The organism is Tepidimonas sediminis, assembly GCF_007556605.1.
Classification (GTDB): Bacteria; Pseudomonadota; Gammaproteobacteria; order Burkholderiales; family Burkholderiaceae_C; genus Tepidimonas; species Tepidimonas sediminis.
In genome coordinates this window covers 241140-265456 of record NZ_VJND01000001.1, presented here as the reverse complement: position 1 = coordinate 265456, position 24317 = coordinate 241140, and the positions used below count along the sequence as shown (strand labels likewise).

The 24317-nt window shown below is 70.8% G+C and carries 21 protein-coding genes and 1 pseudogene; 13 read left to right on the top strand and 9 right to left on the bottom strand.

The window, feature by feature from the left end:
• The first annotated feature begins 117 nt into the window (after nucleotides 1-117).
• Entirely contained in the window at nucleotides 118-1365 is a 1248-nt protein-coding gene (gene lplT, locus Tsedi_RS01245) for a lysophospholipid transporter LplT (protein WP_143892782.1), read from the top strand.
• Here the strand turns inward: lplT and Tsedi_RS01240 are convergent.
• On the bottom strand, nucleotides 1319-2569 hold the full coding sequence (locus tag Tsedi_RS01240) for a glycosyltransferase family 4 protein (protein WP_143892780.1): 1251 nt from the start codon (nucleotides 2567-2569) through the stop codon (nucleotides 1319-1321). The genes lplT and Tsedi_RS01240 overlap by 47 nt on opposite strands.
• 178 nt (nucleotides 2570-2747) lie before the next feature.
• Between Tsedi_RS01240 and Tsedi_RS01235 the strand changes: the two genes are divergently transcribed.
• Entirely contained in the window at nucleotides 2748-3359 is a 612-nt protein-coding gene (locus tag Tsedi_RS01235) for a hypothetical protein (RefSeq protein WP_246099132.1), read from the top strand.
• A gap of 67 nt (nucleotides 3360-3426) precedes the next feature.
• Here the strand turns inward: Tsedi_RS01235 and Tsedi_RS01230 are convergent, their stop codons facing one another.
• Entirely contained in the window at nucleotides 3427-5106 is a 1680-nt protein-coding gene (locus tag Tsedi_RS01230) for an aminotransferase class III-fold pyridoxal phosphate-dependent enzyme (RefSeq protein WP_143892778.1), read from the bottom strand.
• Nucleotides 5107-5167: 61 nt separating this feature from the next.
• Between Tsedi_RS01230 and asd the strand changes: the two genes are divergently transcribed.
• Entirely contained in the window at nucleotides 5168-6052 is an 885-nt protein-coding gene (gene asd / locus Tsedi_RS01225; protein ID WP_246099131.1) for an archaetidylserine decarboxylase, read from the top strand.
• Between the two features lie 33 nt (nucleotides 6053-6085).
• On the opposite strand, the gene Tsedi_RS01220 is transcribed toward asd, so the two are convergent.
• From Tsedi_RS01220 to Tsedi_RS01210, 3 genes are read right to left on the bottom strand one after another with little or no spacing between them, the layout of a single operon-like run.
• Complete coding sequence (locus Tsedi_RS01220) at nucleotides 6086-7462, bottom strand: sigma-54-dependent transcriptional regulator (protein WP_143892775.1); 1377 nt, start codon at nucleotides 7460-7462, stop codon at nucleotides 6086-6088.
• Complete coding sequence (locus Tsedi_RS01215) at nucleotides 7437-8942, bottom strand: ATP-binding protein (RefSeq protein WP_143892773.1); 1506 nt, start codon at nucleotides 8940-8942, stop codon at nucleotides 7437-7439. Before Tsedi_RS01215 ends, Tsedi_RS01220 begins: the two co-directional genes overlap by 26 nt.
• Before the next feature lie 15 nt (nucleotides 8943-8957).
• Entirely contained in the window at nucleotides 8958-9827 is an 870-nt protein-coding gene (locus Tsedi_RS01210; RefSeq protein ID WP_143892771.1) for a substrate-binding domain-containing protein, read from the bottom strand.
• 264 nt (nucleotides 9828-10091) lie between these two features.
• On the opposite strand from Tsedi_RS01210, the pseudogene Tsedi_RS12490 reads away from it, so the two are divergent.
• From Tsedi_RS12490 to Tsedi_RS01170, 9 genes and pseudogenes are all read left to right on the top strand, one after another.
• Nucleotides 10092-10241 (top strand): annotated as a pseudogene (locus Tsedi_RS12490) (4Fe-4S dicluster domain-containing protein); the annotation flags it as partial.
• A 198-nt stretch (nucleotides 10242-10439) separates the two neighbouring features.
• Nucleotides 10440-11252: a 4Fe-4S binding protein gene (locus Tsedi_RS01205; protein WP_246099129.1), complete on the top strand. Its 813-nt coding sequence runs from the start codon at nucleotides 10440-10442 to the stop codon at nucleotides 11250-11252.
• A gap of 32 nt (nucleotides 11253-11284) precedes the next feature.
• Nucleotides 11285-13774, top strand: coding sequence for a molybdopterin-dependent oxidoreductase (locus Tsedi_RS01200; protein WP_221934179.1), 2490 nt, complete (start codon nucleotides 11285-11287; stop codon nucleotides 13772-13774).
• Nucleotides 13775-13810: 36 nt separating this feature from the next.
• Nucleotides 13811-14569 (top strand): 4Fe-4S dicluster domain-containing protein, encoded by a 759-nt coding sequence (locus Tsedi_RS01195; protein ID WP_221934178.1) that lies wholly within the window; start codon nucleotides 13811-13813, stop codon nucleotides 14567-14569.
• A 21-nt stretch (nucleotides 14570-14590) separates the two neighbouring features.
• Nucleotides 14591-15745 carry an NrfD/PsrC family molybdoenzyme membrane anchor subunit gene (gene nrfD, locus Tsedi_RS01190; protein WP_143892767.1) on the top strand — a complete coding sequence of 385 codons (1155 nt, stop codon included), beginning with the start codon at nucleotides 14591-14593 and terminating at the stop codon, nucleotides 15743-15745.
• Entirely contained in the window at nucleotides 15742-16440 is a 699-nt protein-coding gene (locus Tsedi_RS01185; RefSeq protein WP_185970536.1) for a TorD/DmsD family molecular chaperone, read from the top strand. The genes nrfD and Tsedi_RS01185 overlap by 4 nt, the downstream gene beginning before the upstream one ends.
• Nucleotides 16437-17114, top strand: coding sequence for a nitroreductase family protein (locus Tsedi_RS01180; RefSeq protein ID WP_185970535.1), 678 nt, complete (start codon nucleotides 16437-16439; stop codon nucleotides 17112-17114). The genes Tsedi_RS01185 and Tsedi_RS01180 overlap by 4 nt, the downstream gene beginning before the upstream one ends.
• A 34-nt stretch (nucleotides 17115-17148) precedes the next feature.
• The gene (locus Tsedi_RS01175) at nucleotides 17149-17679 is read left to right on the top strand and encodes an OmpH family outer membrane protein (RefSeq protein WP_143892760.1); all 531 of its coding nucleotides are present in this window, start codon (nucleotides 17149-17151) and stop codon (nucleotides 17677-17679) included.
• A gap of 131 nt (nucleotides 17680-17810) precedes the next feature.
• The gene (locus Tsedi_RS01170) at nucleotides 17811-18587 is read left to right on the top strand and encodes a gamma-glutamyl-gamma-aminobutyrate hydrolase family protein (RefSeq protein WP_143892758.1); all 777 of its coding nucleotides are present in this window, start codon (nucleotides 17811-17813) and stop codon (nucleotides 18585-18587) included.
• A 35-nt stretch (nucleotides 18588-18622) separates the two neighbouring features.
• Here the strand turns inward: Tsedi_RS01170 and glmM are convergent, their stop codons facing one another.
• From glmM to Tsedi_RS01150, 4 genes are all read right to left on the bottom strand, one after another.
• Entirely contained in the window at nucleotides 18623-19987 is a 1365-nt protein-coding gene (gene glmM, locus Tsedi_RS01165) for a phosphoglucosamine mutase (RefSeq protein ID WP_143892756.1), read from the bottom strand.
• Entirely contained in the window at nucleotides 19984-20868 is an 885-nt protein-coding gene (folP, locus tag Tsedi_RS01160; protein WP_143892754.1) for a dihydropteroate synthase, read from the bottom strand. The genes glmM and folP overlap by 4 nt, the downstream gene beginning before the upstream one ends.
• 150 nt (nucleotides 20869-21018) lie before the next feature.
• Nucleotides 21019-22911 (bottom strand): ATP-dependent zinc metalloprotease FtsH, encoded by a 1893-nt coding sequence (gene ftsH / locus Tsedi_RS01155; protein ID WP_143893049.1) that lies wholly within the window; start codon nucleotides 22909-22911, stop codon nucleotides 21019-21021.
• A 180-nt stretch (nucleotides 22912-23091) separates the two neighbouring features.
• A complete protein-coding gene (locus Tsedi_RS01150; RefSeq protein ID WP_143892752.1) occupies nucleotides 23092-23778 on the bottom strand; it encodes an RlmE family RNA methyltransferase in 687 nt (228 codons plus the stop codon).
• Between the two features lie 46 nt (nucleotides 23779-23824).
• Between Tsedi_RS01150 and Tsedi_RS01145 the strand changes: the two genes are divergently transcribed.
• A complete protein-coding gene (locus Tsedi_RS01145) occupies nucleotides 23825-24307 on the top strand; it encodes a YhbY family RNA-binding protein (RefSeq protein ID WP_143892750.1) in 483 nt (160 codons plus the stop codon).
• Nucleotides 24308-24317 lie beyond the last annotated feature (10 nt).

Here is a 24317-nt window from a genome sequence, read left to right as displayed (position 1 = left end):
CATTCTGGGCGGCGGGCGTGACGCGGCCTTGGCGGTTCCATGTCAGCGGCATGACATCGCGCGCGGCCGGCGCAGCTTCACGCGCGTGTCACGCAGCGGCGCCAGACTGCCCACCCCATGCCGGCGGGTTTTTTCTGGTTGCTGGCGGCGCAGTTCCTCTCGGGGCTGGCCGACCACGCGGTGCTGATCGTCGCGATCGCCTATCTGCAGGAGCAGCGCCACCCGCTATGGTGGGCCCCGCTGCTGAAGTTCGCCTTCACGTGGAGCTACGTGCTGCTGGCGCCGGTGGCCGGCGCCTGGGCCGACGCGGTGCGCAAGAACGTGCTGATGGGGCGCATGAACGCGCTGAAGGCGCTGGCGGTGGCCGCGCTCGTGGCCGGCGCGCACCCGCTGGCGGCGTTCGCGCTGCTGGGGTTGGCGGCGGCGCTGTACGCGCCGGCCAAGTACGGCTGGATCACCGAATCGACACCGGGGCGCGACCTGGTGGCCGCCAACGGCTGGGTGGAGGTGTCGGTGGTGCTGTCGGTGCTGCTCGGCACGGCGCTGGGCGGCTGGTGGGTGTCGCCGGCCTGGCAGGCGCCGCAGGCGCTGGCCCGGCTGGGGCTGGACGGCTGGCTGCCGGCCACGGCGCTGCTGCCGGCGTTCACGGCGGTGCTGGCGCTCTACGGCCTTGCGGCTTGGTGCAACCGCCACATCCCGTCGCGGCCGGCGCGGCGCGCGCTGCCGCTGCGCGACTGGCCGACGCTGTGGCCGCGCTTCTGGCGCGACAACGCGCGGCTGTGGCGCGACCCGCTCGGCGGGCTGTCGCTGGCGGTGACGACGTGGTTCTGGGGCTTCGGTGCGCTGATGCAGATCGCCGTGCTGCGCTGGGCCGAGCTGCGGCTAGACCTGCCGCTGTCGCAGGCGGCCTACCTGCAGGCCACCGTGGCGCTGGGCGTGGTGGCCGGCGCGGTGTGGGTGGCGCGGCGGGTGGAGCTGCGCCGCGCCTGGCGCGTGCTGCCGCTGGGCGTCGTGCTGGGCGCGCTGCTGGCGGTGGCGGTGCACACGCGGGAGCTGGAGCTCGCGGTGCTGGGGCTGCTGGTCATCGGCGCGCTGGGCGGGATGCTGGTGGTGCCGATGAACGCGCTGCTGCAGTACCGCGGCCACCGGCTGCTGCAGCCGGGGCAGTCGATCGCCATCCAGGGCTTCAACGAGAATGCGAGCGTCCTCGTGATGCTGGGGGCACTGGCCCTGGCGATGCGCGCCGACTGGCCGCTGGTGCCGCTGCTGTCGGCGCTCGGGGTGACGATGGCGCTGGGACTGGCGCTGCTGTGGGGTCTCACGCGCCGGTGGCAGGCAGACCGTCCCACCACGGCGACGACTTGACCACCGCCGGCCCAGCAGCGTGCGCCGCCAGCAGCCGCAACCAAATCGACTCCACCTGCTCGACAATGCGCCCCCAGCCCAAGTGCTGCACCGCATGCACGGCGCCACCTTGCAAGCGCTGCAACAACGCATCGTCACCCGCCACCGCGCGCGCACATTGCAGGTAAGCCTGCGCATCGCCGACCGGGGCCAGCAGACCGCTTTCGCCATGGCGCACCACTTCGGCCGCGGCCGCGTAGTCAAACGCCAGCACCGGCAGCCCACTGGCCAGCGCCTCCAGCGTCACGTTGCCAAAAGTCTCCGTCAAGCTCGGGAAGGCCAGCAGGTCGCCGTTGGCGTAGGCCTGCGCCAGCGCCTCGCCGGCCAGCGCCCCGAGCAGCACCGCCTGCGGGCAGCGCTGCGCCAGCCAGGCGCGCTGCGGCCCGTCGCCCACCACCACCAGCCGCCAACCCGGCTGCACCGCGCGCATGGCATCGTACACCGCCGCCAGCAGCTCCAGGTTCTTCTCGGGCGCCAGGCGGCCGACATACAGCAGCACGCGCTCGTCGGGTCCCACCCCCCAAACCGCACGCAACGCCGGGTTGCGCAGCGCGGGGGTGAAACGATCGACATCCACGCCGCGCTGCACAACGATGAGCCGCTCAAACCCCGCAGCGCGCAACTGCTGGCGCAAACCCTCTGTGGGCACCAGCGTGCAGTCGGCGTGGTTGTGAAAGCGCCGCAGGTAGGCCTGCACCGAGCGGCGCAGCCAGCCGACGCCGTAGTGCTCGCTGTAGGCGTCGAAGTTGGTGCGGAAGTCCGTGCTGACCGGCAGCTGCAGCTTGCGCGCGGTGCGCAGCGCCGACCAGCCCAGCGGGCCTTCGGTGGCGATGTGCACGATGTCGGGGCGGCGGCGCATCCACAGCGCCTGCAGCGCGCGCTGCGCCGGCAACCCCATGCGCAGCTGCGGGTAGCGCGGGATCGGCAGGCCGCGCGTCAGCACCTGCTCCAGCCCCAAGCGGCTACCGTCGCGGTCCCAGGCGTCGGCCGCCTGGCGCGGCCGCACCACCTGCACGTGGTGGTCGCGCAGCTGCAGCCCGCGCACCAGCCGCTCCACCGTGGTGGCCACGCCGTTGACCTCGGGCGGGAAGGTTTCGGTGACCACCGAGACGCGCAGCAGCGCACGGCGGGGCGGATAGCTCTCGATCATCAGGCGCGCATCCATGGACGGCGAGCTTGGCCGCGGCGTGCGACAGCGGTGTGACAGACCCCGGCGCGGACGCGGACGTCACCGTGGCGTCACACGATGTCGCAACCATGACGAGCGCCGCAGCCGCCGCCCCACCGCGGCGCACGCGGCCGCGTTTCCCCTGCCCCTTTCCCCCCCTCGACGAGGACACCCGATGATGCTGCAACGCTTCCTGCACACCCTGCGCGAGCAGCGCTGGGACGACCACCGCTACTACCACCAAAGCCGCATCAACCAGACGCTGCACCTGATCAGCGCGATCAGCTTCGTGGTCGCCTACGTGTGGCTGTTCCAGGACCCCGCCACCGCCGCGCTGATCGCCTGGGGCATCTCGATGGTGACGCGCCAGTCGGGACATTTCTTCTTCGAACCGAAGGGCTACGACCACGTCAACCAGGTGACGCACGAGTACAAGGAGGCGGTCAAGGTCGGCTACAACCTCAAGCGCAAGGTGGTGCTGATGACGGTGTGGGCGGCCTCGCCGCTGCTGCTGGTGTGGGATCCGACGGCGTTCGGGTGGCTCGAGCCGCACGAGGACTGGCGCGGCTTCTGGCACAACGTCGGCTGGCTGTGGTTCGTGATCGGCGTCGGCGGGCTGCTGGTGCGCGTGCTGCAGCTGTGGGTCGAGAAGGACCTCTACACCGGCATCGTCTGGGTGACGAAGATCCTCACCGACCCGTTCCACGACATCAAGCTCTACCACCGCGCGCCGCTGTACCTGCTGCGCGGCCAGCTGCTCGACCCGGGCCACCGGCGCGCCGGCTGACGGCGCGGCGCCGGCCCGCCCGAGGGCCGCGCGGGCGGGCCGGATTGTTGAACGCGGCGCGCCGGCTTCAGGCGGCGGCCCGATCGCGCCGTCGGGCCTGCCACCAGGCCTGCAGCGTCTCGCGCAGCAGGCCGCGGCGCAGGCGGCGGGCCCACGCCTCGGGCGGCAGCGCCTCGTCGCGCCACCACCAGCCGTCGGCCTGCATGCGCCGGCAGGCGGACAGAAACCGCTGCAGCGTCTCCTCGAACACCGATTCCTCCAGCGCAATCGGAAAGATCAGCCGCCCGGTGCCGACCCAGCTCAGCGCCAGCCCCGCGTCGCGCAGGTAATACTGCAGCAGCCAGTGGTAGCGCCCCGGCTGGGTGTAGAGCACCGTCCAGATCGACGACAGCGCCGCCACCCGCACCGGCACGCCGGCGGCCTGCAGCGCCGCGTTGAAGCGCCGCTCGCGCGCTTGCCAGCGCTCGTCCAGCCCGTCGTAGGCGGCGCGCACCTCCGGCCGATCCAGCGCGCGCAGGAAGGCGTTCATCGCCCCCATCACGTAGGGGTGGGCGTTGAAGGTGCCGCGCGCGAAGCACAGATCGGCCGGGCGCTCGGGGCGGAAGCGCTCCATCCAGCGCCGTTTGCCGCAGACCACGCCGACCGGCAGGCCGCCGCCGAGCGTCTTGCCGTAGCAGACCAGGTCGGCCTGCACGCCAAAATACGCTTGCGCGCCGCCCGGCGCCAGGCGAAAGCCGACGAACACCTCGTCGAAGATCAGCGCGATGCCGGCCTCGGTGCAGACCGCGCGCAGGCGCAGCAGCCAGCGCGCGTAGGCGTCGCGGTCGAAGCCCGCCGCGCGCGCGCCGCTGACCAGTGTGGAGTCGCTCGGCGCGGCGCGGTTGGGGTGCAGCGCCTGCAGCGGGTTGACCAGCACGCAGGCGATGTCGCGCCGCGTGCGCAGCACCTCCAGCGTCGCCTCGCTCAGGTCCGCCAGCGTGTAGGTCTCGCGCGGCGGCAGCGGGTTGCCGGGGCCGGGCTGCACGTCCTCCCACCAGCCGTGGTAGGCGCCGGCGAAGCGCACCACGTAGCGCCGCCCGGTGTGGTAGCGCGCCAGCCGCACGGCCTGCATCACCGCTTCGGTGCCGGACATGTGAAACGTCACGTCGTCCATGCCGCTCAGGGCCTTCAGGCGCGCGACGTTGTCGGCCACGCACGGGTGCAGGCCGCCCAGCACCGGCCCCAGCGCCGCGCCGAGGCGCGCGCCCTCCTCCACCGTGCCCTTGTAGAAGTCCAGCCCCAGCACGTTGACGCCATAGGAGCCGGTCAGGTCGAGGAAGCGGTTGCCATCGAGATCGATCAGCCACGGGCCGTCGTTGCGCGCCCAGAAGGCGCCCACCGGCAGCTCGCGCGCGAGCTGCGCGAACGGATACGGCACACGGTAGCGCCCGGTCAGGCGCAGGTCCGGCATGCCGTCGCGCGCCTGCGCGGTCAGCGCCAGCGTCTGCGGCGCAGCTGTGCGCAGCCGCTGCGACAGCGCCTGCCAGCCCTGCAGACGCGCCTGCACCAAGTCGGCCGGCGCGCCGTCCAGCGCGAACGCCTGCGGTGCCTGCAGCGCGTAGCCGGGCAGCCAGCGGGCCACGCGCTTGGCCATGCGCGGGTGCCCCGCAAGCGACGGCGCCTTGGCGCGCGACAGACGCAGCCGCCGCCAGCCCCACGGCGCGGCCGCCAGCGCCGCGGCGGCCCCCCACCAGACCGGTTCGAGCATCGGTGTCACCATTCCTTCAACGCGTTGCGCGATAGTTCTACGTATGCCCTTTGACACGCCTGTGAAATCGCAGCCCGCGCCGGCCGGCTGGCGCGCCTGGCGCGACCGCGTGCTGCAGCACGAATCGCTCAACTTCGCGCTGACCAACCACGTGCCACGCGTGGCGCTGACCCTGCTGATGGGGCGGCTGAGCCGCATCGAGAACCGAACCTTCACGCGCCTGGCGCTGGCAGTGTGGCGACTGTTTGCGGACCTGGATCTGAGCGAGGCCGCCCCGGCCGACTACCGCAGCCTGCGCGACGTCTTCACGCGCGCGCTGCGCGACGGCGCGCGCCCCTTCGACCCCGACCCGGACGTGCTGTGCAGCCCGTGCGACGCCATCGTCGGCGCCTGCGGCGACGTGCATGGCGCCACCGTCTGGCAGGCCAAGGGCATGCCCTATCCGCTGGAGGACCTGATCGGCCCCGAGGCCGCCGCGGTGCACGCCAACGGGCGCTTCGTCACGCTGCGGCTGACCTCGACGATGTACCACCGCTTCCACGCCCCGTCCGACCTGCACGTGCGGCGCGTGCGCTACGTCAGCGGCGACGTCTTCAACGTCAACCCCCCGGCGCTGCGGCGCATCCCGGCGCTGTTCTGCCGCAACGAGCGCGCGCTGATCGAGGCGACGCTGCCGGACGGCAGCCCGATCGCGCTGGTGCCGGTGGCGGCGATCCTGGTGGCCAGCATCCGGCTGCACTTCCTCGACGTCACGCTGCACCTGCGCTGGCGCGGCCCGCACGAGCTGCCGTGCGACGCGAGCTTAAGCCGCGGGCAGGAGATGGGCTGGTTCGAGCACGGCTCGACCATGATCCTGTTCGTGCCGGCGCACTGGCGGCTGGCCGACGGCATCGAGCCGGGCCGCACGATCCGCGCCGGGCAGGCGCTGTGGCGGCGCGCGGGCTGATGTGCCGTCGCCACCGCCGCGGATCCGGACCGGTCACTGGATACCCAGCCGCTTCATGCGCTCCCACAGATTCTTGCGGCTGATGCCCAGCGACTCGGCGGTGACGCCGATCTGCCAGCCGTGGCGAGCCAGCATCTGCTCGATGTAGAGACGCTCCTGCCGGCGCAGGTAGTCCTCCAGCCGCTCGACCTCGCCCTGCGGCGGCTCCGTTGGGGGCCGCTGGGGCGGCTCGCCACCCCACGGCGTCTCGGGCGCCGGCGCCATCGCATCGATGAAATGCGCCGGCACCAGCTCCTCCTCCGGCGCCAGCAGGCAGGCCCGCTCGATCGCGTTGCGCAGCTCGCGCACATTGCCGGGCCATCGCTGGCTGGACAGCCACGCCTCGGTCAAGGGCCCCAGGCGGCGCGGCCGCCCCGGATGGGCCTGGTTCCACTGCGCCAGGAAGCGCTGCGCCAGCCAGCCGATATCCTCCGGTCGCTCGCGCAGCGGGGGCACATGCAGGTGCACGACGTTGATGCGGTAGTACAGATCCTCGCGGAAACGCCCGGCACGGACTTCCTCGTGCAGACGGCGGTGGGTGGCGAAGATCAGGCGAACGTCGATCTGCAGCTCGCGCTCCCCACCCAGGCGGGCGATGCGCCGATCCTGCAACACGCGCAGAAGACGCGCCTGCAAGGCCAGCGGCATGTCGCCGATCTCGTCGAGGAAGAGGGTGCCCCCATCGGCCTGCTCGAAAAGCCCTCGGTGGGTTCGGTTGGCCCCGGTAAAGGCACCGCGCTCGTAGCCGAACAGCTCGGCTTCGACGAGGCTGTCGGGCAGCGAGGCGGTGTTGACGGCGACGAACGGGCGATCCGGACCGACCGTCTCTCGGTGCAGACAGCGCGCCAGTTCCTCCTTCCCGGCGCCCGACTCCCCCGTGATCAGGACGGTCTGCCAGTGCCCCCCCAGACGCTGGATCAGCGAGTGGATGCGCCGCATCTCGCTGGAGACACCCAGGGGGCAGCTGATGCCTGGCATGGCACCCTCCTTGAGCGTCGCGGGATCCTGGCGCCGCTGGCCCGCCAGCGCGCGCAGGTGGCGCAGCAGCCGATCCATGTCCAGCGGCTTGGTCAGAAAGTCCAGGGCGCCGCGCGCCAGCAACGCCTCGCGCAGGGCGTGCGATCCAAAGCCGGTGATGTAGATCCACGGCACCTGGCGCCAACCCGCGGGCAGGCGCTGCGGCAGTTCGGTTCCGTCCCCGTCGCCGAGGCGCACGTCGCAGATCACGACGTCGGGGGCGCCCGCCTCCTGCGCCGCCTGCAAGGCCGATTGCGCCCCGCGCCACCAGCGGCAGCGCATGCCCTCCAGCTGCAGGCGCTCGGTGAGCGCCTCGCCCATGAAGACGTCATCCTCGATCAAGTCGACCAGCATCTCGCTCCTCCCGGTCCGCAGCGCCGGCGCCGGCCTCGAAGGCGGCCTCCAGAACGGTGGCCCATTGCCCCTGCCGTCCCATCCACCGCAGGCTGCCGCGGGTGTCGGCCAGCAGCCGCGCGCAGACCCAAAGCCCGAGGCCGACGCGGCGCCCTTCATCCCAGCGCCGCCCGCTGACCAACTCGTCAAAGGTTTCGCCGTCGAGCTCTCGACCGGTGTTGGCCACCCGAACACGCCACCCGTCGGCCGACGTTTCACCTTGCACCGCCACCCGCCCCCCGGGACCGGCGGCCGCCGCCGCATTCAGGCACAGGTTGAGCAGGACCTGTCGCACCGTCAGGGCCGGCAACGGGACGGGCGGATGCTGCAGCGCCCAGATCAGCTCCACACGGGAACGCTCGAGGACGGGCTGCAGCAAGGTGCGCAGATCGTCGAGATCCTGCGGCTGCAGGGGGTGCTGTTCGGCGCGCGACTCGTTGAGCAGCGCCTGCACGGTGCCGTGAATGTGGCGCAGCCCGCGTTCGATCAGGTCGAGCGTGTGCGCGGAGGCCTCGTCGAGTCCTCCACGCAGACGCCGGTTGTCCAGGGCAGCCAGCATGCCGCCGATGGGATTGTTCACCTCGTGAGCGATGGAGGCCGCCATCTGGCCCACTCGGGCCAGGCGCTCGGCCTCCAGCACTTGCCGCTCCAGCACCCGCTGACTGTCGAGCTGGCGCAACATGGTGCGGTAGGTCCGTGCCAGCTCGCCCACCTCGTCGCGACGTGACAACAAGGGCTGCAAGGCGCGGTCGTCCAGCGCGCGCGACCACGTCTCCTGCCCACCGACGCGCGCCATGGAATCGCGCAGAGCCCCGATCGGCCGTGCCAGACGCCAGCCCAGCACCGCCCCGCCGATGCCGACCAGCGCCAGCGTGACCAGCCCGAGTAGACCGAGGCGCTGCACCAGCGCACGTCGCTGGCGTTCCGTCAGGCCGGTGGGATGCACCGCCAGCACGGTGCCCAGGTGCAGCCCGTCGTCGCCGACGATGGGCTCGGCCATGACCAGCACCGTTTCCCCGCCGGCCTCACGCAGCCATGGCGCCAGCATCACGTCGCGCTGTGCGTACCGCGCCGCCCGCACCGCCTGCACCAGGTCGTCGGGAAACGCCCCCAGGTGCTGACCAAGCGGGAAGCGCATCGGCTGCGAAGCGGCCAGCACACGCTCGTCATCTCCGAGCACCACGACCTCGCGCGGTTCGTCCGGAAAGGATTCCCCCGCTGCGCGCACCAACTGATAAGCCTGCCAGACATCACCGCGCACGACCGGCTCCACCAAGGCCCGCGCCAGCGTGCGGGCAAGACGCCGCGTCTCCTCCTGGGCATTGCCGCGGACGGTCTGGTCCAGCAGCAGCAGGGTCACCAGGACCACCGCCGCGCCGCCCACGAACGCGACCCCCAGCATCGCCAACGGCACCAGCCAACGCAGAGGCAGCCGCCCCATGTCCGCCCCCCGACCTCAACCGGCCTCGCGCGCCATGCGCTCGATCGGCTCGTACCATGCCGGCTCGGCCGTGGTGAAGCCGTCGAGCTGGAGCTCCGCCAACACGGCGGCCCCCTCCTCGTCGTGCCGCATGCCGATCAACGCCTGCGCGAGCGACCGGCGCACCCCGGCGGGCAGCCCGCGCCTGGCCACCAGGGGCGGGAAAGCGAAAGACGGCGAGCGCCACATCACCCTCGTACCCTGCACACGCCGCGGGTGGCGCTGCCGCAGCCACTCCCAGACATAGCCATCGACGGCGCCGGCATCGGCCAGTCCGACCGACACCGCCTCGATGACATGACGGTGCGCGTACGTGAAGAAGCTGCGCCCGAAGTAGGTCTCGGGGTCGTGCCCGAGCTGGCGCAACCAGTGGCGCACCACCAGGTGGCCGGAGTTCGACAACGGGTCAGCGTAGGCGAAGGTACAACCGCGCAGCGCCGCCCAGTCATGGCGCGCCGCGCCCTCGCGCACGATCACGTAGCCTTGATAGCGCGGCTCGCCGCGCCAGAGGGGGGTCGCCACCAGATCGAGTTCGCGTCGGTGCAGCACATAGGGGTAGCCGCAAAGCCACGCGGCGTCGAGTCCGCCTTGGCGCAGCCCGTCGACCACCCGCCCATAGGCCGAAAACGGGCGCACCGTGACCGTCAGTCCCGAGGCCCGCTCCAGATAGGCCGCCCAGCGCCGCCACAGTCCGAGGCGATCCTCCACCACCACGGGCGTGATCCCGATCGACAACACCGTCGCGGCGCCGACCCCGCGACCACCGGCTCCGAGCGCCAGCGCCGCAACGGATCGCAGCCACAGGCGGCGTCCGACCCCCGCCGGATCGGAAGTCGGCTGGCGCATGGCAGACAGCGGGCAGCACATCATGGTTACCGAACCGTAACATGCCCGCGCCCCAGCCCCCATAGGGTGTTACCCCACGGTAACCCTCCTGCCCCTCCGATCCGCGTGTCGCCGCTCTCCACCATGGAAAACCCCAACGCCGACGGGTGATTGGCACGGCTCTTGCGTACCTCATGGCGGCCGCAGGCGAACCGCCCGCCGCAGAAGTGAAACTGAGAGGAGACAACCATCATCGAACGGATCGCGCTGCGCAGCGACCGCGCGTTGCTGCACGACGAAAGCGCCTGCCTGCCCCTGCGCAGCCGCATCGGGCAGTGCCGTGCCTGCGAAGACGCTTGCCCGCATCAGGCGTTGCACGTCCGGCCGGAAGGCGTGACCCTGGAGGATCGTTGCACCGGTTGCGGACGCTGCGTCGCAGCCTGCCCGACCGAGGCGTTGATGCTGCCCGAGCTGCAGCCATTGCTGCAAGGCTCCACGTCCGGTGCGCCCGTCAGGGATCAGGACGTCGTCCGGCTCGAGTGCCGCATGGTGCCGCCGCGGCACCGTCGCGCCGGCACCATCGTCCTGCCCTGCACGGCAGCGGCGCGCGTCGGCTTTTTGCTGGAGCTGAGCGTGCGGCACGCCGCAGTGGACATCGTCGACCGCGGCTGGTGCCGCGACTGCCCGGCAGGCGCCCCGGCGGCCGAGGCCGCGCCGGATGCGTCCGAAGGGGCGGCCACCCTGCCCCACCCCGCCCGGGCCGTGGTGGAAACCGCGTCGGCATGGATGGAGGCGCTGGAAGGGGCCACGCGCATCCGGCTGCGGCATGAACCGCTGGATCCCAGCCTGCGACCCGCGCGCCTGCCCCCCGCCGAGGACCCCGGCCCGGTACTCGACCGGCGCCGCTTCTTCCAACACGCCATCGAGCGTCCCGCCGGACGACATGCGTCGCCCCAACCGATGGGCAGCCATGGTCGGGCCGCCCATCCGGCCTCGAGCCGGCGTCCCTCGGCCGAGCGCGCGCGCCAGCACCGCGCGCTCGTGGCGCTGGCCGAGCGCAGCGGCACCCCGGTACCGACGGAGTTTTTCCCGGCGTTGCGTCCGGGTGGCGAGTGCTGCGACGCGCGCATGTGCGAGGCGCTCTGCCCCACGCGCGCGCTGACCGCGGTGGACGGTGGCCAGCAGGCCTGGCTGCGTTTCGACCCGGCGGCCTGCATCGCCTGCGGTGCGTGCGTGCGCGCCTGTCCGCAGGGGGCGCTGACGCTGCAGCCGCACGGCGGTTCGTCGGAGGTGCAGGTGCTGTTCGAGCACCGGCGAGCCCTCTGCCCGTCGTGTGGCGAGACCTACACCCCGACGTCCGGTGAGCCGGGCTTGTGCCCCGGCTGCCAGAAGACCCAGCGTTTCATCGACGACGCTCGCCGTCAACTGTTCGGCGCCATGCCGTGACTTTCAGCTCAACCACCCGAGGAGAACCGAAGATGGGCATCATGGAAAGGTTCGTGCCACCTGCGGTGTCGCGGCGGCGCTTCCTGCAAGCCACCGCCGCCACCGGTGCCGCCGCCACCCTGCTGAGCGAGCGGTCGCAGCCGGCCTCACAGGCGCAGCCGGCCACCGCCGCAGGCGGTGGCAAGACCGTCATCACCAAGAACATCTGCCACCAGTGCCCGGCGCGCTGCGGCATCGATGTCTACACCACCGACGGGCGGGTGCACGCGATCTACGGCAACACCGACCATCCGATCGCCAACGGCAAACTGTGTCCGAAGGGGCCGCTGGGGACCTACATCCTGTACGACCCCGACCGCTTCAAGGGGCCCATGAAGCGCACCAACCCCAAGAAAGGCCGCAACGAAGACCCCAAGTTCGTGCCCATCAGCTGGGACGAGGCCCTGCAGACCGTCGCGGACCGCCTCAACGCGCTGCGCGACCGCGGGGAAAGCCACCGCTTCGCACTCATCTACGGCCGCGGGTGGGGGGCGAGCTGCGCCGGTCTGCTGGGCACCTTCGGCAAGCTCTACGGCAGCCCCAACGTGCCGATCGGCCACAGCTCGATGTGCTCCGACGGCTCGATCAAGGCCAGGCAGGCCACCGATGGCAACGGCAGTTACAACGCGCACGACTACCGCAACTGCAACTACCTGCTGCTGTTCGGCTGCGGCTTCCTCGAGGCCTTCCGCCCGTACAACAACGTCATGCAGATGTGGGGCTACATGCGCACCAAGAGCCCCAAGACGCGCGTGACCGCCGTCGACGTGCACATGAACACCACGCTGGCGGCCAGCGACCGCGCGCTGCTGATCAAGCCGGGCACCGATGGGGCGCTGGCGCTGGCCATCGCCCACTACATCCTCGTCAACGGCCTGTGGGATCGCAAGTTCGTCGGCGACTTCAAGGATGGCGTCAACCGCTTCAAGGCCGGCCAGACGGTGGAGCCCGACAGCTTCGAAGAAAGGTGGGTCAAGGGCCTGGTCGAGTGGTGGAACATCGAGCTGAAGGACCGCACGCCGAAGTGGGCCAGCGAGGTGACCACGATCCTGGAGCGCGACATCGTGGCCACGGCCCACGAGTTCGGCACCACCAGGCCGGCTATGGCCATCTTCGAGCGCGGTGCCCACGCCCACAGCAACGGCATCCTCAATGGCATGGCGATCCACTCGCTCAACGCGCTGGTCGGCTCGCTGTTCGCCAAGGGCGGCATGATGTACCAGATGGGCGTGCCGTACGGCCCGATGCCGGCCAACGCCGACGAGTACCTTGACGATTACGCCAAGAGCGGCCCGTGGAAGCAGTACCCGCGCATCGACCTCAAGGGCCACCCGGACGGCTACCTGCTGGCCAACAACATGCTGCAGGAGGTCGGGCCCAACTCGCTGGCGGGCAAGCCGTACAAGCTCGACACCATCATGTTCTACCAGAACAACGCGGTGTGGACGGCGCCCAACGGCCAGCAGTGGGAGGAGGCCCTCAAGGAGCTGTTCGTCATCGACACCAGCCCTTTCCCGGGCGAGACGGCCATGATGGCCGACCTGATCCTGCCGGATCACACCTATCTCGAACGTCTGCAGGACGCACCGACCTATCCGTTCGAGGGCTGGCCGATGACGCAGCTGCGGGTGCCGGCCATCAGGCCGCTGTACGACACCAAGTACTTCGGCGACGTCATCATCGAGATCGGCAAGCGGATCAAGGGGCCGATGGGCGACTACTACAAGGCCCTGAAGGACAGCGAGAACGTGCTGCGTCATCTCGCCAAGGGCTTCGAGGCCAATCCGGGTGACAACGGCGTCAAGGATTTCGAGTCCTGGAAGGAAAAGGGCGTCTGGTACAAGAAGCCCTATCTCTGGCAGCAGCGCGACGGCGAGTTCTACGAGTGGGACGGCCGCGACTACAACCGCCGCATGACCCCCGAGGAGGTCAAGGCCAAGCTGCTGAAGACGCCTTCGGGCAAGTTCGAGTTCCGCAGCGGCTGGCTGGAGGCGCACGCCGACTGGATCGCCAGCAAGACCGGGCGCGACAAGGCCAAGCTGATGTTCCCGCACTGGGAGGAACCCAAGCACCCGGGCGGCGGTGATCTCTACATGGTGACCCCGAAGGTCGCCCTGCACGCCGAAGGCCGCGGCGGCAACATCCCGATGGCGATCTCCCTGTTGCAGCCGGTCATGGGCGGGCGGGACCAGGTCTACATCGAGATCCATCCCGAGACGGCGCGCAAGCGCGGCATCCGCGACGGCGACCTGTGCCGCATCAAGTCCGAGGTGGGAACCATCACCGGGCGGGTGCGCTACTTCGAAGGGGTGCGGCCCGACACCCTGGTGTTTCCGATGGAGCACGGCCACTGGGCCATGGGACGCTGGGCCAAGGGACGAGCGCCCGGCCACAGCGGGGAGGTCACGGTCAACCAGAGCGACCGCATCTCCGGCCAGTGCAACTACTACTCCACCAAGGTCACGATCGAGCGCATCGCCTGACCCTGAAGACAACCCGAACGCCGCGAGGAGAACGACATGGCCAAATGGGGCATGGTCATCGACCTGGACAAGTGCACCGGCTGTCAGGCGTGCACGACGGCCTGCGCGATGGAGAACAACCGCCTGCCCGGCGAGAACTGGCAGGACGTCCTCTTCTATCACGAGGGGACCTACCCGAACGTGAAGCTGCAGTGGTTCCCGCGCCCCTGCATGCACTGCGAAAACCCGTCCTGCGTCAGCGTCTGCCCCACCGGGGCGACCTACAAGATGAAGGACGGCGGCTACGTGCTCATCGACTGGAACAAGTGCATCGGCTGCAAGGCCTGCATGGTGGCCTGCCCGTACGGCGTACGCTTCTACACCGACGAGAAGGCCGTGGTGCAGCCGGACCTGCGCACCGTCTTCCCCGGCAAGAACGGCCGCCAGTGGGATCCGCCGTACAAGGGCCCCCACGACGACCCGACGCATGGCGTGGGCATCCAGCCTCACGGCGTCGTCAGCAAGTGCACGTTCTGCTACCACAAGACGAGCACCGCGCCCAAGGGCGTGGCCGACCTGGACGAGGACGATCCCGCCACCAAGGAGCACACCCCGGCCTGCGTGCGGGTCTGCCCGCCCAAGGCGCGTTACTTCGGCGACCTCGACAACCCGCAAAGCAAGGTCAACAAGCTGATCGCCGACAAGCGCGGCGTACGCCTGCTCGACCACACCGGCAACAAGCCGCAGGTCTACTACCTGTCCGGCGGCGCCGGCGCGGCCGTGCCGAGCTCGCGCGCCCATGAACGCACGACCTGAAGCCGCCCGAAGGAGAAGCTCATGTCCACCCTCGCCACTCCCCGACCCTCCGCCCCCACCAGCCCGATGGGCATGATCCTCATCGTCGCGCTCGTGGGCCTGGTCGCCAGCGGCGCCTACGTCGCCAGCCAGCTGATGACGCATGGCCACGCCGCTTACCACGGCGACAGTCGCGGCCTGTTCTGGGGCCTGCCGATCGTGACGTACGACTTCTTTCTGCTGTCCTCGACGGGGCTGACCATGCTGGCCTCGGTCTGGACGGTGTTCGGCGTCGAGGACTACCGCCCGATCGCGCGCCGCGCCACCTGGCTGGCGGTGGCCGCACTGGCCGGCGGTGTGGCGGCGCTGTTCCTGGAGCTCGGCTATCCGTTGCGTGCGGTGCTGCTGATTCCGTTCTCCGGTGCCACCGGCGCGCCGCTGTTCTGGAAAGTCTGGGGCGTGATCGTCTACGTCGTCGCCCTGCTGTGGCTGCTCATGACGTGGCTGCTGCCCCGCGCCCCGATCCCACCGCGCGCCGCGGCCGTGCTGTCCCTGGTCGCCGCCGTTTACATCACCTTCGTCGCCGGCGGGGTGTACGGCTGGATGTCGATGCGTCCGTTCTGGTTCGGCGGCGAGATGTCGCTGGCCTTCCTGGTGGAGTCGCTGCTGGGGGCCGTCACGTTCGTCATCATCTTCACCTGGCTGGCCCACGGCGGGCGGTCTGAACGGCTCGACGAGCCGACGCGTGCCCTGTTCGCCGGGCGTCTGGGCGGGCTGTTCGCCATCCTGATGGTGGCGCACGCCTTCTTCGTCGTCTCGCGCCTGGTGGCAGGTCTCTACAGCAATGCCGAGGGCATGCAGGTGTGGCACCACCTGTGGAGCCGGCCGCTGTTCCAGCTCGAGCTCTGGGTCGGCATCGGCCTTCCCCTGGCGCTGACGGTCGTGCCAGCGTGGCGGCGCAACCCCCAGCTGCTGCTGCTGGCCGCGGTGGTGGCCATCGTGGCGCTCTTCGCCGCCCGTTACGACTTCGTCATCGGCGGCCAGCTCGTGCCGCTGTTCAAGGGCAGCTGGGTGCATGGCCTGCTGGACTACCGGCCGTCGGCGACGGAATGGGCGGTGCTGGCGCTGGCGGTCTTCCTGTCCAACGTCCTCAACGCCGCGGGGGAAAAGTGGCTGCAGCTGGACGAACAGCGATGAGCGGCGTGACGCTGTCCGCGCCCGAATGGGAGCCGGCGTGGGAGCCGGAGGGTGAGGCCAGTTGGAGGGCCCGCGCCGACGCCTGCTGGTTGCTCGCACGGGCCTTCATGCCGCCTCCGCACGGCTGGCGCTTCCGTGACTGGTTCGAACCCCTGCTGGCGGATCTGGAGGATCTGGCCGCGCCGCTGCAACTCGATCTCGCGGCCGTGCAGGCGGCGGCAAGGCAGGTGGCCGAGCTGCGCCGCGACACCGAGGACGGTGGCGGCCCGGGGGCGGACTGGCTCGTGGCCTACGCCGCGCTGTTCCTGACCCCGCCGGTGCTGGCTCCCCTGAACACGGGGCTGCTGCTGGAGGGGTCGCTGGCGGGTTGGGTGGCGCAACAGGCCAAGGCCTGCTACCAGACGGCCGGTTTCGAGCCGTGCGAGGATTTTCACGATCTGCCCGACCACGTGGCGATGCAGCTGGAGTTCATGGCGCGCTTGCTGGATCGCGCTGCGCTCGATATCGAGGCGCGGGCCTTGGTCGAATCGTTCTCGCACCACTTTCCGGCTGCATGGGCGCCGCTGCTGCAGCAGGCGTGCCAGCGCGCCGCCCCCCGGGAGCCGGCCGGTCACGTTTACGCGGCCTTGGCAGGACTGATTCCCCAAGTGCTGCGTACCGCCAACGAGCCTCGCGCGCATGGGAGTCCGGCATGAAGACCTCACCCTCCATGATGAACGAGCCTTTCACCGCCTCCTCGGCGGAGCCGGGCGGGTGGATCGATCCCGGGATCCCGCGTTCCACGATCATCGAGACCCTGCTGCAACGCCACTCGGTGGGCCCGCGCTGGCTCACCGACCCGGGTCCGAGCGAGCGCGAACTGGCCACCGCGATCGCCTGTGCCCTCCGGGCTCCGGATCATGGTCTGCTGCGACCGTGGCGGGCCGTGCTGATCGGACGATCCCAGCGGGCGCAGCTTGGCGACCTGTTCGTCCGCATCGCGCTTGACCAGGGGCGTGACGCCGAGGATGCGGCCGCGGAGGTGGAGCGGGCCCAGCGCGGTCCCGTGCTGCTGGCGTGGATCGCCCGCATCCAGGCCGACATCGACGACGTGCCGATGCATGAGCAATGGATGTCGGCCGGCGGTGCCCTGACGTTGTTCCTGACGGCCCTGCACGCGATGGGCTACGGTGCCAAGACGCTGTCCGGTCGGAAGTGCCGCCATCCGCTGCTGCAGCAGGCGTTCTGCGGTCCGCAGGAACACCTGGTGGCCTTCGTCACCGTCGGCACGCCGACCCGGGCATCCCGCCCGCGTGGTCATGACACCATCGAAAATTTCCTCGGTCCTTGGCAGCCTGGCGCGCCACCCGGCGTCCACACGCCCAACTGATCCCGTCGAAGCAGGGTCGCGGCCGCGTCGACGCTTGGTCACCCGCACCGCGGTTTCGGCGTTCGCCATGCTGACGGTGGCGGCGGGGGCCGGCGCCGAGATGGGGGAAGAGGAGTACCAGAGTCAGGCACGCCCGCTGTCGGCGGTCGAGCGCGCCGAGCTGCAGCGCCGGCTGGAACAGGAGCAGGCCGAAGCCGCGCAGAGGCGGTCCAGGCAGGAGACGCTGGAGCGGCAGCGGCAGCTGGCCTTGCAGGCCTGGCTGGCGGCGCGTCCGGCCGAAGAGCGTCTGTTGCGCGAAAGGTGCACCCCCTGCCATGGCCTGGGGGTGGTCGAGCCCGCCCGCCACGGTCGTCTGGGCTGGACGTGGACCATTGCCCGCATGCGCTGGTGGCATGGCGCGCAGGTGGACACCGGCGAAATCGTTCGTCTGGCCGCACACCTGGCCCGGCGCGCCCGCGAGGGCCGGCCCGCCGTGGAGGCGCCACCGGATCCGGAAACACTGCCGGCATCGGAAAGTTTCCGGCAACACCAGGAAGGCCGGGTCGAGCCGAGGCCCCCGCCGTGATGAGGGCATGCCAGGGCGCGTGATTCCCTCCGGGCAGGCGCCGTGGCGGCGCGGGGGCTTACGAACGCCGGGCACTCCGCCGAGGCACGGCGGTCTATCATGGCCACACCCCCCGCCGAAGGACTGCCCCCATGTTCGGACGCCGCCGCCCCGTGCACATCGGCCTGTCGGCCCGCATCTTCCATCCCGAAGCCGGTGGCACCGGCCTGCGCACCAAGACGCTGCAGGTGCTGGAGCAGTCGGTGGCGCAGTGGGCCGCCTCGCGTGACACGCTGGTGCTGATGATCCCGTCGGTGCTGCAGGACGGCGCGCTGCAGCGCAGCAGCATCCGCGTGCGCGACTACGCCGATTACCTCGACGGCCTGATCCTGCAGGGTGGCGCCGACGTCAGCCCGCGCGCCTATGGCGAGGAGCCGCTCAAGCCCGAGTGGGCCGGCGATCCGGTGCGCGACGCCTACGAGCTGGAGCTGGTGCACGAGTTCCTGGAGGCCGGCAAGCCGATCCTGGGCATCTGCCGCGGCATGCAGCTGATCAACGTCGCCTTCGGCGGCAGCCTTTATCAAGACATCGCTGCGCTGGTGCCGCACGCAATCGCACATGAAACCGCCGATTACGACCGCCACCGCCACGAAGTGCAGCTGGCCCCTGGGGGCTGGCTGGAGCGCTGGAACGGCGCGCTGCCCGGACGCATGGTGGCCTCCATCCACCATCAGGCCATCAAGCGCCTCGGGCGCGATCTGGTCGTCGAGGCCACCGCGCCCGATGGCCTGGTCGAGGCGATCCGCTATCAAGGCCGCGCGTTCGTCTTCGGCGTGCAGTGGCACCCCGAGTTTCACCGCCTGGACGACGAGGCGATGCTGGATCCCACCCCGATGCTGGATGCGTTTCTGGCCGCGGCGCGGCGCTAGGCGGCTCGCGCCTGAAGGGATGGTGGCCGACGACCCTACGACAGGGCGGCCCGCGCCGACGCCGCCCCGGCGCCGGCGGCCTGCGCCAGCACCGCGGCCCAGCGCTCGGCATCCTCGACGCGGCGCGCCTCCACCATCACGCGCAGCACCGGCTCGGTGCCGCTGGCGCGGATCAGCACGCGGCCATCCGCGCCCAGCGCCGCCTCGGCCTCGCGCTGCGCCTGCTGCAGCGCGGCGTTGGCGCGCCAGTCCGCGCCCGGGGCCAACCGCACGTTGCGCAGCACCTGCGGAAAGCGCTCCACGCCCTGCAGGAGGTCGGCCAGCGTGCGCTGCTGGCGCAGGCAGGCCTGCAGCACCTGCAGCGCCGAGACGATGCCGTCACCCGTGGTCTGCTTGTCCAGGATGATCAGGTGGCCCGAGCCCTCCCCGCCCAGCAGCCAGTGGTGGCGGTGCAGCTCCTCCAGCACGTAGCGGTCGCCGACCTTGGCGCGCACCAGCCGCACGCCGCGCGCGGCCAGCGCCTGCTCGATGGCCATGTTGGTCATCAGCGTGCCGACCACGCCCGGCACCACCTCGTCGCGGCCCAGGCGGTCGTCCGCGAGCACGTACAGCAGCTCGTCGCCATCGTAGAGCCGGCCGCTGGCGTCCACCATCTGCAGCCGGTCGGCGTCGCCGTCCAGCGCGATGCCGAGGTCGGCCTCGTGCGCACGCACCGCAGCGATGAGCGTCTGCGGGTGCGTGGCGCCGACGCCGTCGTTGATGTTGCGGCCGTTGGGGCTGCAGCCGATCGGCACCACGTCGGCGCCCAGTTCGTGGAACACCGCCGGCGCGATCTGGTAGGCCGCGCCGTGCGCCGCGTCGACCACGATCTTGAGGCCCCGCAGGCTCAAGTCGGCGGCAAACGTGCTCTTGCAGAACTCGATGTAGCGCCCGGCGGCGTCGTTCAGCCGCCGCGCGGCGCCCAGCGCCGCCGACTCCACCCACGCCGGCGGCTGCGCCAGCGCCGCCTCCACCGCCAGCTCCCACTCATCCGGCAGCTTGGTGCCCTGGGCGCTGAAGAACTTGATGCCGTTGTCCGGGAAGGGGTTGTGGCTCGCGCTGATGACGACGCCAAGGCTGGCGCGCTGCGCGCGCGTCAGGTACGCCACCGCCGGCGTCGGCACCGGCCCGAGCAGCACCACGTCCACCCCGGCGGAGGCAAAGCCCGACTCCAGCGCCGACTCGAGCATGTAGCCGGAGATACGCGTGTCCTTGCCGATCAGCACCGTGGGCCGCGCCTCGGTGCGCCTGAGCACCTGGCCGACCGCGTGCGCCAGCCGCAACGCGAAGTCCGGCGTGATCGGCGGGTGCCCCACCGTGCCGCGGATGCCGTCGGTGCCGAAATATTGTCGTGTCGTCATGCGTCCTCCCTGTCGCTTTCCCTTTCGTTCAACGCCATCCAGACCTGCAGCGCCTGCACGGTGGCGGCGACGTCATGCACGCGCACGATGCGCGCGCCGCGCTGCACCGCGAGCAACGCCGCGGCGACGCTCGCCCCCAGCCGCTCGGCGGCCACCTCCACGCCGGTGATGCGGCCCAGCGTCGACTTGCGCGACCAGCCGGCCAGCAGCGGCCAGCCCAGCGCCAGCAGCTCGCGCTGGCGGGCCAGCAGATCCAGGTTCTGCTCCACCGTCTTGCCAAAACCGATGCCGTAGTCGAGCACGATGCGCTCGCGCGCCACGCCGCGCGCCAGCAGCGCTTGCGCCCGCGCGGCAAGGAATTCGCGCACCTGCGGCACGGCGTCGCCCTGCATCGGCTGCACCTGCATGTCCTGCGGCTGGCGGTGCATGTGCATCAGCACCACGCCGCAGGCCGGATCCTGCGCCACCACGTCCTCGGCGCTGCGGCCATCCGCGCCCGTGCGCCGCAGCGCCCAGACGTCGTTGACGATGTCCGCCCCCAGTGCCAGGCACTCGGCCATCACCTCGGGCTTGTAGGTGTCGATGCTGATCGGCACGCCCCAGCGCACCGCCTCGCGCACCACCGGAGCGACGCGCGCCAGCTCCTCCTCGAGCGGCACCGGCGGTGCGCCGGGTCGGGTCGATTCGCCACCGATATCGAGGATGTCGGCCCCTTCCTTCAGCAGCGCCTCGGCGTGGCGCAGGGCGCTTGCGGCGTCGGCGTGCGCGCCGCCGTCGGAGAACGAATCCGGCGTGACGTTGACGATGCCCATCACGCGCGGGCGGGCGAGGTCGAGCGCGAAGCGGCGGGTGCGCCAGACGGGCGCGGCGACGGTCTGCATGGCACGCTATTGTGCCCGAGCCCAGTCCCGGAAAAGGCCGCGACGCCTGGGCGGCCTGCGGGCCGACCGTGCGCCCGCAAAAGACGACGGGCCCCATGGAGGCCCGTCAACGGAAGGGGCCTGGGTGGCCCCGGAGGATGTTGCCGACGCTCAGGCCGCCGAGGGCGCCTGCGGAGCCGGCTCGCCCTTGCCGACCACGGCGGCCGCCCCACCGCCATCGCCACCGCCGGCCGAGGGGTTGGACGGCGAGGCATCCTTCGGCGGCCGCGGGGGACGGCCGGCCATGATGTCGTCGATCTGATCGGCGTCGATGGTCTCCCACTCCAGCAGCGCCTGCGCCAGCGCGTGCATCTTGTCCTTGTTCTCCTCGATCAGCCGCCGCGCCAGCGCGTACTGCTCGTCGATGATGCGGCGCACCTCGGCATCGACCTGCCGCATCGTCTCCTCGCTGATGTTGGTGGTCTTGGTGATCGAGCGGCCGAGGAACACCTCGCCCTCGTTTTCCGCATAGACCATCGGACCGAGCTTCTCGGACATGCCGTAGCGCATCACCATGTCGCGCGCGATCTGCGTGGCGCGCTCGAAGTCGTTGCTCGCCCCGGTGGTCATCTGGTTCATGAAGACCTCCTCGGCGATGCGGCCGCCGAACAGCATCGCGATCTGGTTCAGCATGTACTCCTTGTCGTAGGAGTAGCGATCCTTCTCCGGCAGGCTCATCGTCACGCCCAGGGCGCGGCCACGCGGGATGATCGTGACCTTGTGCACCGGGTCGCACTTGGGCAGCAGCTTGCCGATCAGCGCATGGCCGGCCTCGTGGTAGGCGGTGTTGCGCCGCTCTTCCTCCGGCATGACCATGCTCTTGCGCTCGGGGCCCATCAGGATCTTGTCCTTGGCCTTCTCGAAGTCCTGCATCTCGACGACGCGGGCGTTGCGCCGCGCCGCCATCAGCGCCGCCTCGTTGCACAGGTTGGCCAGGTCCGCGCCGCTCATGCCGGGGGTGCCGCGCGCGATCACCTCGGCGCTGACGTCCGGGCCGATCGGGATCTTGCGCATGTGGACCTTGAGGATCTGCTCGCGGCCGCGGATGTCGGGCAGCGTCACGTATACCTGCCGGTCGAAGCGGCCCGGGCGCAGCAGCGCGGCGTCCAGGATGTCGGGCCGGTTGGTGGCGGCGATCACGATGACGCCGAGGTTGGTCTCGAAGCCGTCCATCTCCACCAGCATCTGGTTGAGCGTCTGCTCGCGCTCGTCGTTGCCGCCGCCCAGCCCCGCGCCGCGCTGGCGCCCCACCGCGTCGATCTCGTCGATGAAGATGATGCAGGGCGCATTCTTCTTGGCCTGCTCGAACATGTCGCGCACGCGCGCCGCGCCCACGCCGACGAACATCTCGACGAAGTCCGAGCCGGAGATGCTGAAGAACGGCACCTTGGCCTCGCCGGCGATGGCCTTGGCCAGCAGCGTCTTGCCGGTGCCCGGAGGCCCCACCAGCAACAGCCCGCGCGGGATGCGCCCGCCGAGCTTCTGGAACTTCTGCGGATCCTTCAGGAAGTCGACCAGCTCCTTGACCTCTTCCTTGGCTTCGTCGCAGCCGGCCACGTCCGCGAACGTGACCGTATTGGCCGACTCGTCCAGCATGCGCGCCTTGCTCTTGCCGAAGCTGAAGGCGCCGCCGCGGCCGCCCTGCATCTGGCGCATGAAATAGATCCACACGCCGATCAGCAGCAGCATCGGCCCCCAGCTGACCAGCAGCGTCATCAGCAGCGAGCCCTCCTCGCGCGGGCGCACGTCGAACTTGACGTCGTTGGCGATCAGGTCACCGATGAGGCCGCGGTCCAGGTAGGTGGCGTTGGTGCGGATGCGCCGGTCGTCGGTGGTAAGGGCGATGATCTCGGTGCCGCTGGAGCCTTCCTGGATGGTGGCGCTCTTGATGCGCTGCGCCTTGACCTCGTTGAGGAAGTCGGAGTACGCCATGTAGCCGGCGCCGCTGGTGGCACGGCCGTCGAACTGCTTGAAGACCGTGAACAGCACCATGGCGATCACCATCCAGATCGCCACCTTGGAAATCCACTGGTTGTTGTTCAACGAAGGCTCCTGCTCAACCCGGGCGCCACGAGGGCGCGACACTGCTCCATGTGAGGCCCATTGTAGGCGTTCTCAAGCACGCCGCGCCGTCCGGCCAGTGAAACCATGGCTATCACGCGGATAGCGGTGCACCCCGGGGCCTCACCCCTTCAGACCACGGGCGACGAGGAAGGTTTCCGCCGACTGCGGCCGCGACGCCTTGGGCTTGTGCGCCTTGACGGTCAGGAAATGCTGGCGCAGCAGCCGTACCGCCGGCTCGTAGGCAGCGCCGTGGAACACCTTGACCACCAGCGCGCCGTCGGGCTTCAGGTGCCGCACCGCGAAATCCACCGCCAGCTCCACCAGATGCTCGATGCGGGCGGCGTCCACCTCGTCGATGCCACTCAGGTTCGGCGCCATGTCCGACACCACGAGGTCCACGGCGCGTTCGGGCGCCGCACCCAGCGCCTGGCGCAGCGTGGCCTGCAGCGCCGCCAGCGTCGCCTCGTCGCGGAAGTCGCCCTGCAGCACGTGCACGCCATCGATCGGCTCCACCGGCAGCAGGTCGACGCCGACGATCACGCCGCGCACGCGCGCACGTCCGTCCGGCCCCGGCTGCGTGCCGAGGCGGCGGCGCAGGTACTGGCACCACGCCCCCGGCGCGCAGCCCAGATCGACGATGACCTGCCCGGGCCGCACGAGGTGGAACGTCTCGTCGAGCTCCTGCAGCTTGTAGGCCGCGCGGGCGCGGTAGCCCTCCTGCTGCGCGCGCCGCACCCACGGGTCGGTGACATGCTGCTGGAACCAGGCCTTGTCGACCTTCTTGCTTTTCGTGCGGACCTTGACCATGGCCCACACTATATCGGCCACGCACCGCCCGGGGGATAATCGCCCCATGCCTGCCCTGAACCTGACACCTGCCGAGCGCGCCGCCCACCGTGGCGCGGCCCACCATCTGGAACCGGTCGCGATGATCGGCGCCGGCGGCCTGACCGACGCCGTCGTCGCCGAAATCGACGCGGCGCTCAAGGCGCACGGCCTCATCAAGGTGCGCGCGCTGGAGGGCGACCGCGCCCAGCGTGAGGCGTGGCTGGCGGAGCTGGCCGAGCGGCTGGACGCCGCGCCGGTGCAGCACATCGGCAAGCTGCTGGTGCTGTGGCGACCCAAGCCGGCCAAGGAAAAGGCCGCCGACCCGCAGCGCAAGCCCGGCCCGCGCGAATACAAGGTCATCAAGCCGGCCAAGCAGCCCGGCCGCCGGCCCGAGATCAAGACCGTGCGGGTGCTGGGCAACCAGCGCCTGACGCCGGGCGGCCTGGTCAAGAAGGCCAAGAAGCGGCTCAAGAGCGCGAAGAAGGCCGCCGCGGCCCGCAGCGGCTGAAGCGCCCGGT

Coding starts and splice junctions, on each gene's coding strand:
- folP (WP_143892754.1), bottom strand. CDS start 20,868: ATGCAGACCGTCGCCGCGCCCGTCTGGCGCACCCGCCGCTTCGCGCTC.
- lplT (WP_143892782.1), top strand. CDS start 118: ATGCCGGCGGGTTTTTTCTGGTTGCTGGCGGCGCAGTTCCTCTCGGGG.
- Tsedi_RS01210 (WP_143892771.1), bottom strand. CDS start 9,827: ATGCGCCAGCCGACTTCCGATCCGGCGGGGGTCGGACGCCGCCTGTGG.
- Tsedi_RS01145 (WP_143892750.1), top strand. CDS start 23,825: ATGCCTGCCCTGAACCTGACACCTGCCGAGCGCGCCGCCCACCGTGGC.
- Tsedi_RS01180 (WP_185970535.1), top strand. CDS start 16,437: ATGAAGACCTCACCCTCCATGATGAACGAGCCTTTCACCGCCTCCTCG.
- Tsedi_RS01220 (WP_143892775.1), bottom strand. CDS start 7,462: ATGCTGGTCGACTTGATCGAGGATGACGTCTTCATGGGCGAGGCGCTC.
- nrfD (WP_143892767.1), top strand. CDS start 14,591: ATGTCCACCCTCGCCACTCCCCGACCCTCCGCCCCCACCAGCCCGATG.
- glmM (WP_143892756.1), bottom strand. CDS start 19,987: ATGACGACACGACAATATTTCGGCACCGACGGCATCCGCGGCACGGTG.
- Tsedi_RS01230 (WP_143892778.1), bottom strand. CDS start 5,106: ATGCTCGAACCGGTCTGGTGGGGGGCCGCCGCGGCGCTGGCGGCCGCG.
- Tsedi_RS01185 (WP_185970536.1), top strand. CDS start 15,742: ATGAGCGGCGTGACGCTGTCCGCGCCCGAATGGGAGCCGGCGTGGGAG.
- Tsedi_RS01240 (WP_143892780.1), bottom strand. CDS start 2,569: ATGGATGCGCGCCTGATGATCGAGAGCTATCCGCCCCGCCGTGCGCTG.
- Tsedi_RS01150 (WP_143892752.1), bottom strand. CDS start 23,778: ATGGTCAAGGTCCGCACGAAAAGCAAGAAGGTCGACAAGGCCTGGTTC.
- Tsedi_RS01170 (WP_143892758.1), top strand. CDS start 17,811: ATGTTCGGACGCCGCCGCCCCGTGCACATCGGCCTGTCGGCCCGCATC.
- Tsedi_RS01200 (WP_221934179.1), top strand. CDS start 11,285: ATGGGCATCATGGAAAGGTTCGTGCCACCTGCGGTGTCGCGGCGGCGC.
- ftsH (WP_143893049.1), bottom strand. CDS start 22,911: ATGGTGATCGCCATGGTGCTGTTCACGGTCTTCAAGCAGTTCGACGGC.
- Tsedi_RS01235 (WP_246099132.1), top strand. CDS start 2,748: ATGATGCTGCAACGCTTCCTGCACACCCTGCGCGAGCAGCGCTGGGAC.
- Tsedi_RS01215 (WP_143892773.1), bottom strand. CDS start 8,942: ATGGGGCGGCTGCCTCTGCGTTGGCTGGTGCCGTTGGCGATGCTGGGG.
- Tsedi_RS01195 (WP_221934178.1), top strand. CDS start 13,811: ATGGCCAAATGGGGCATGGTCATCGACCTGGACAAGTGCACCGGCTGT.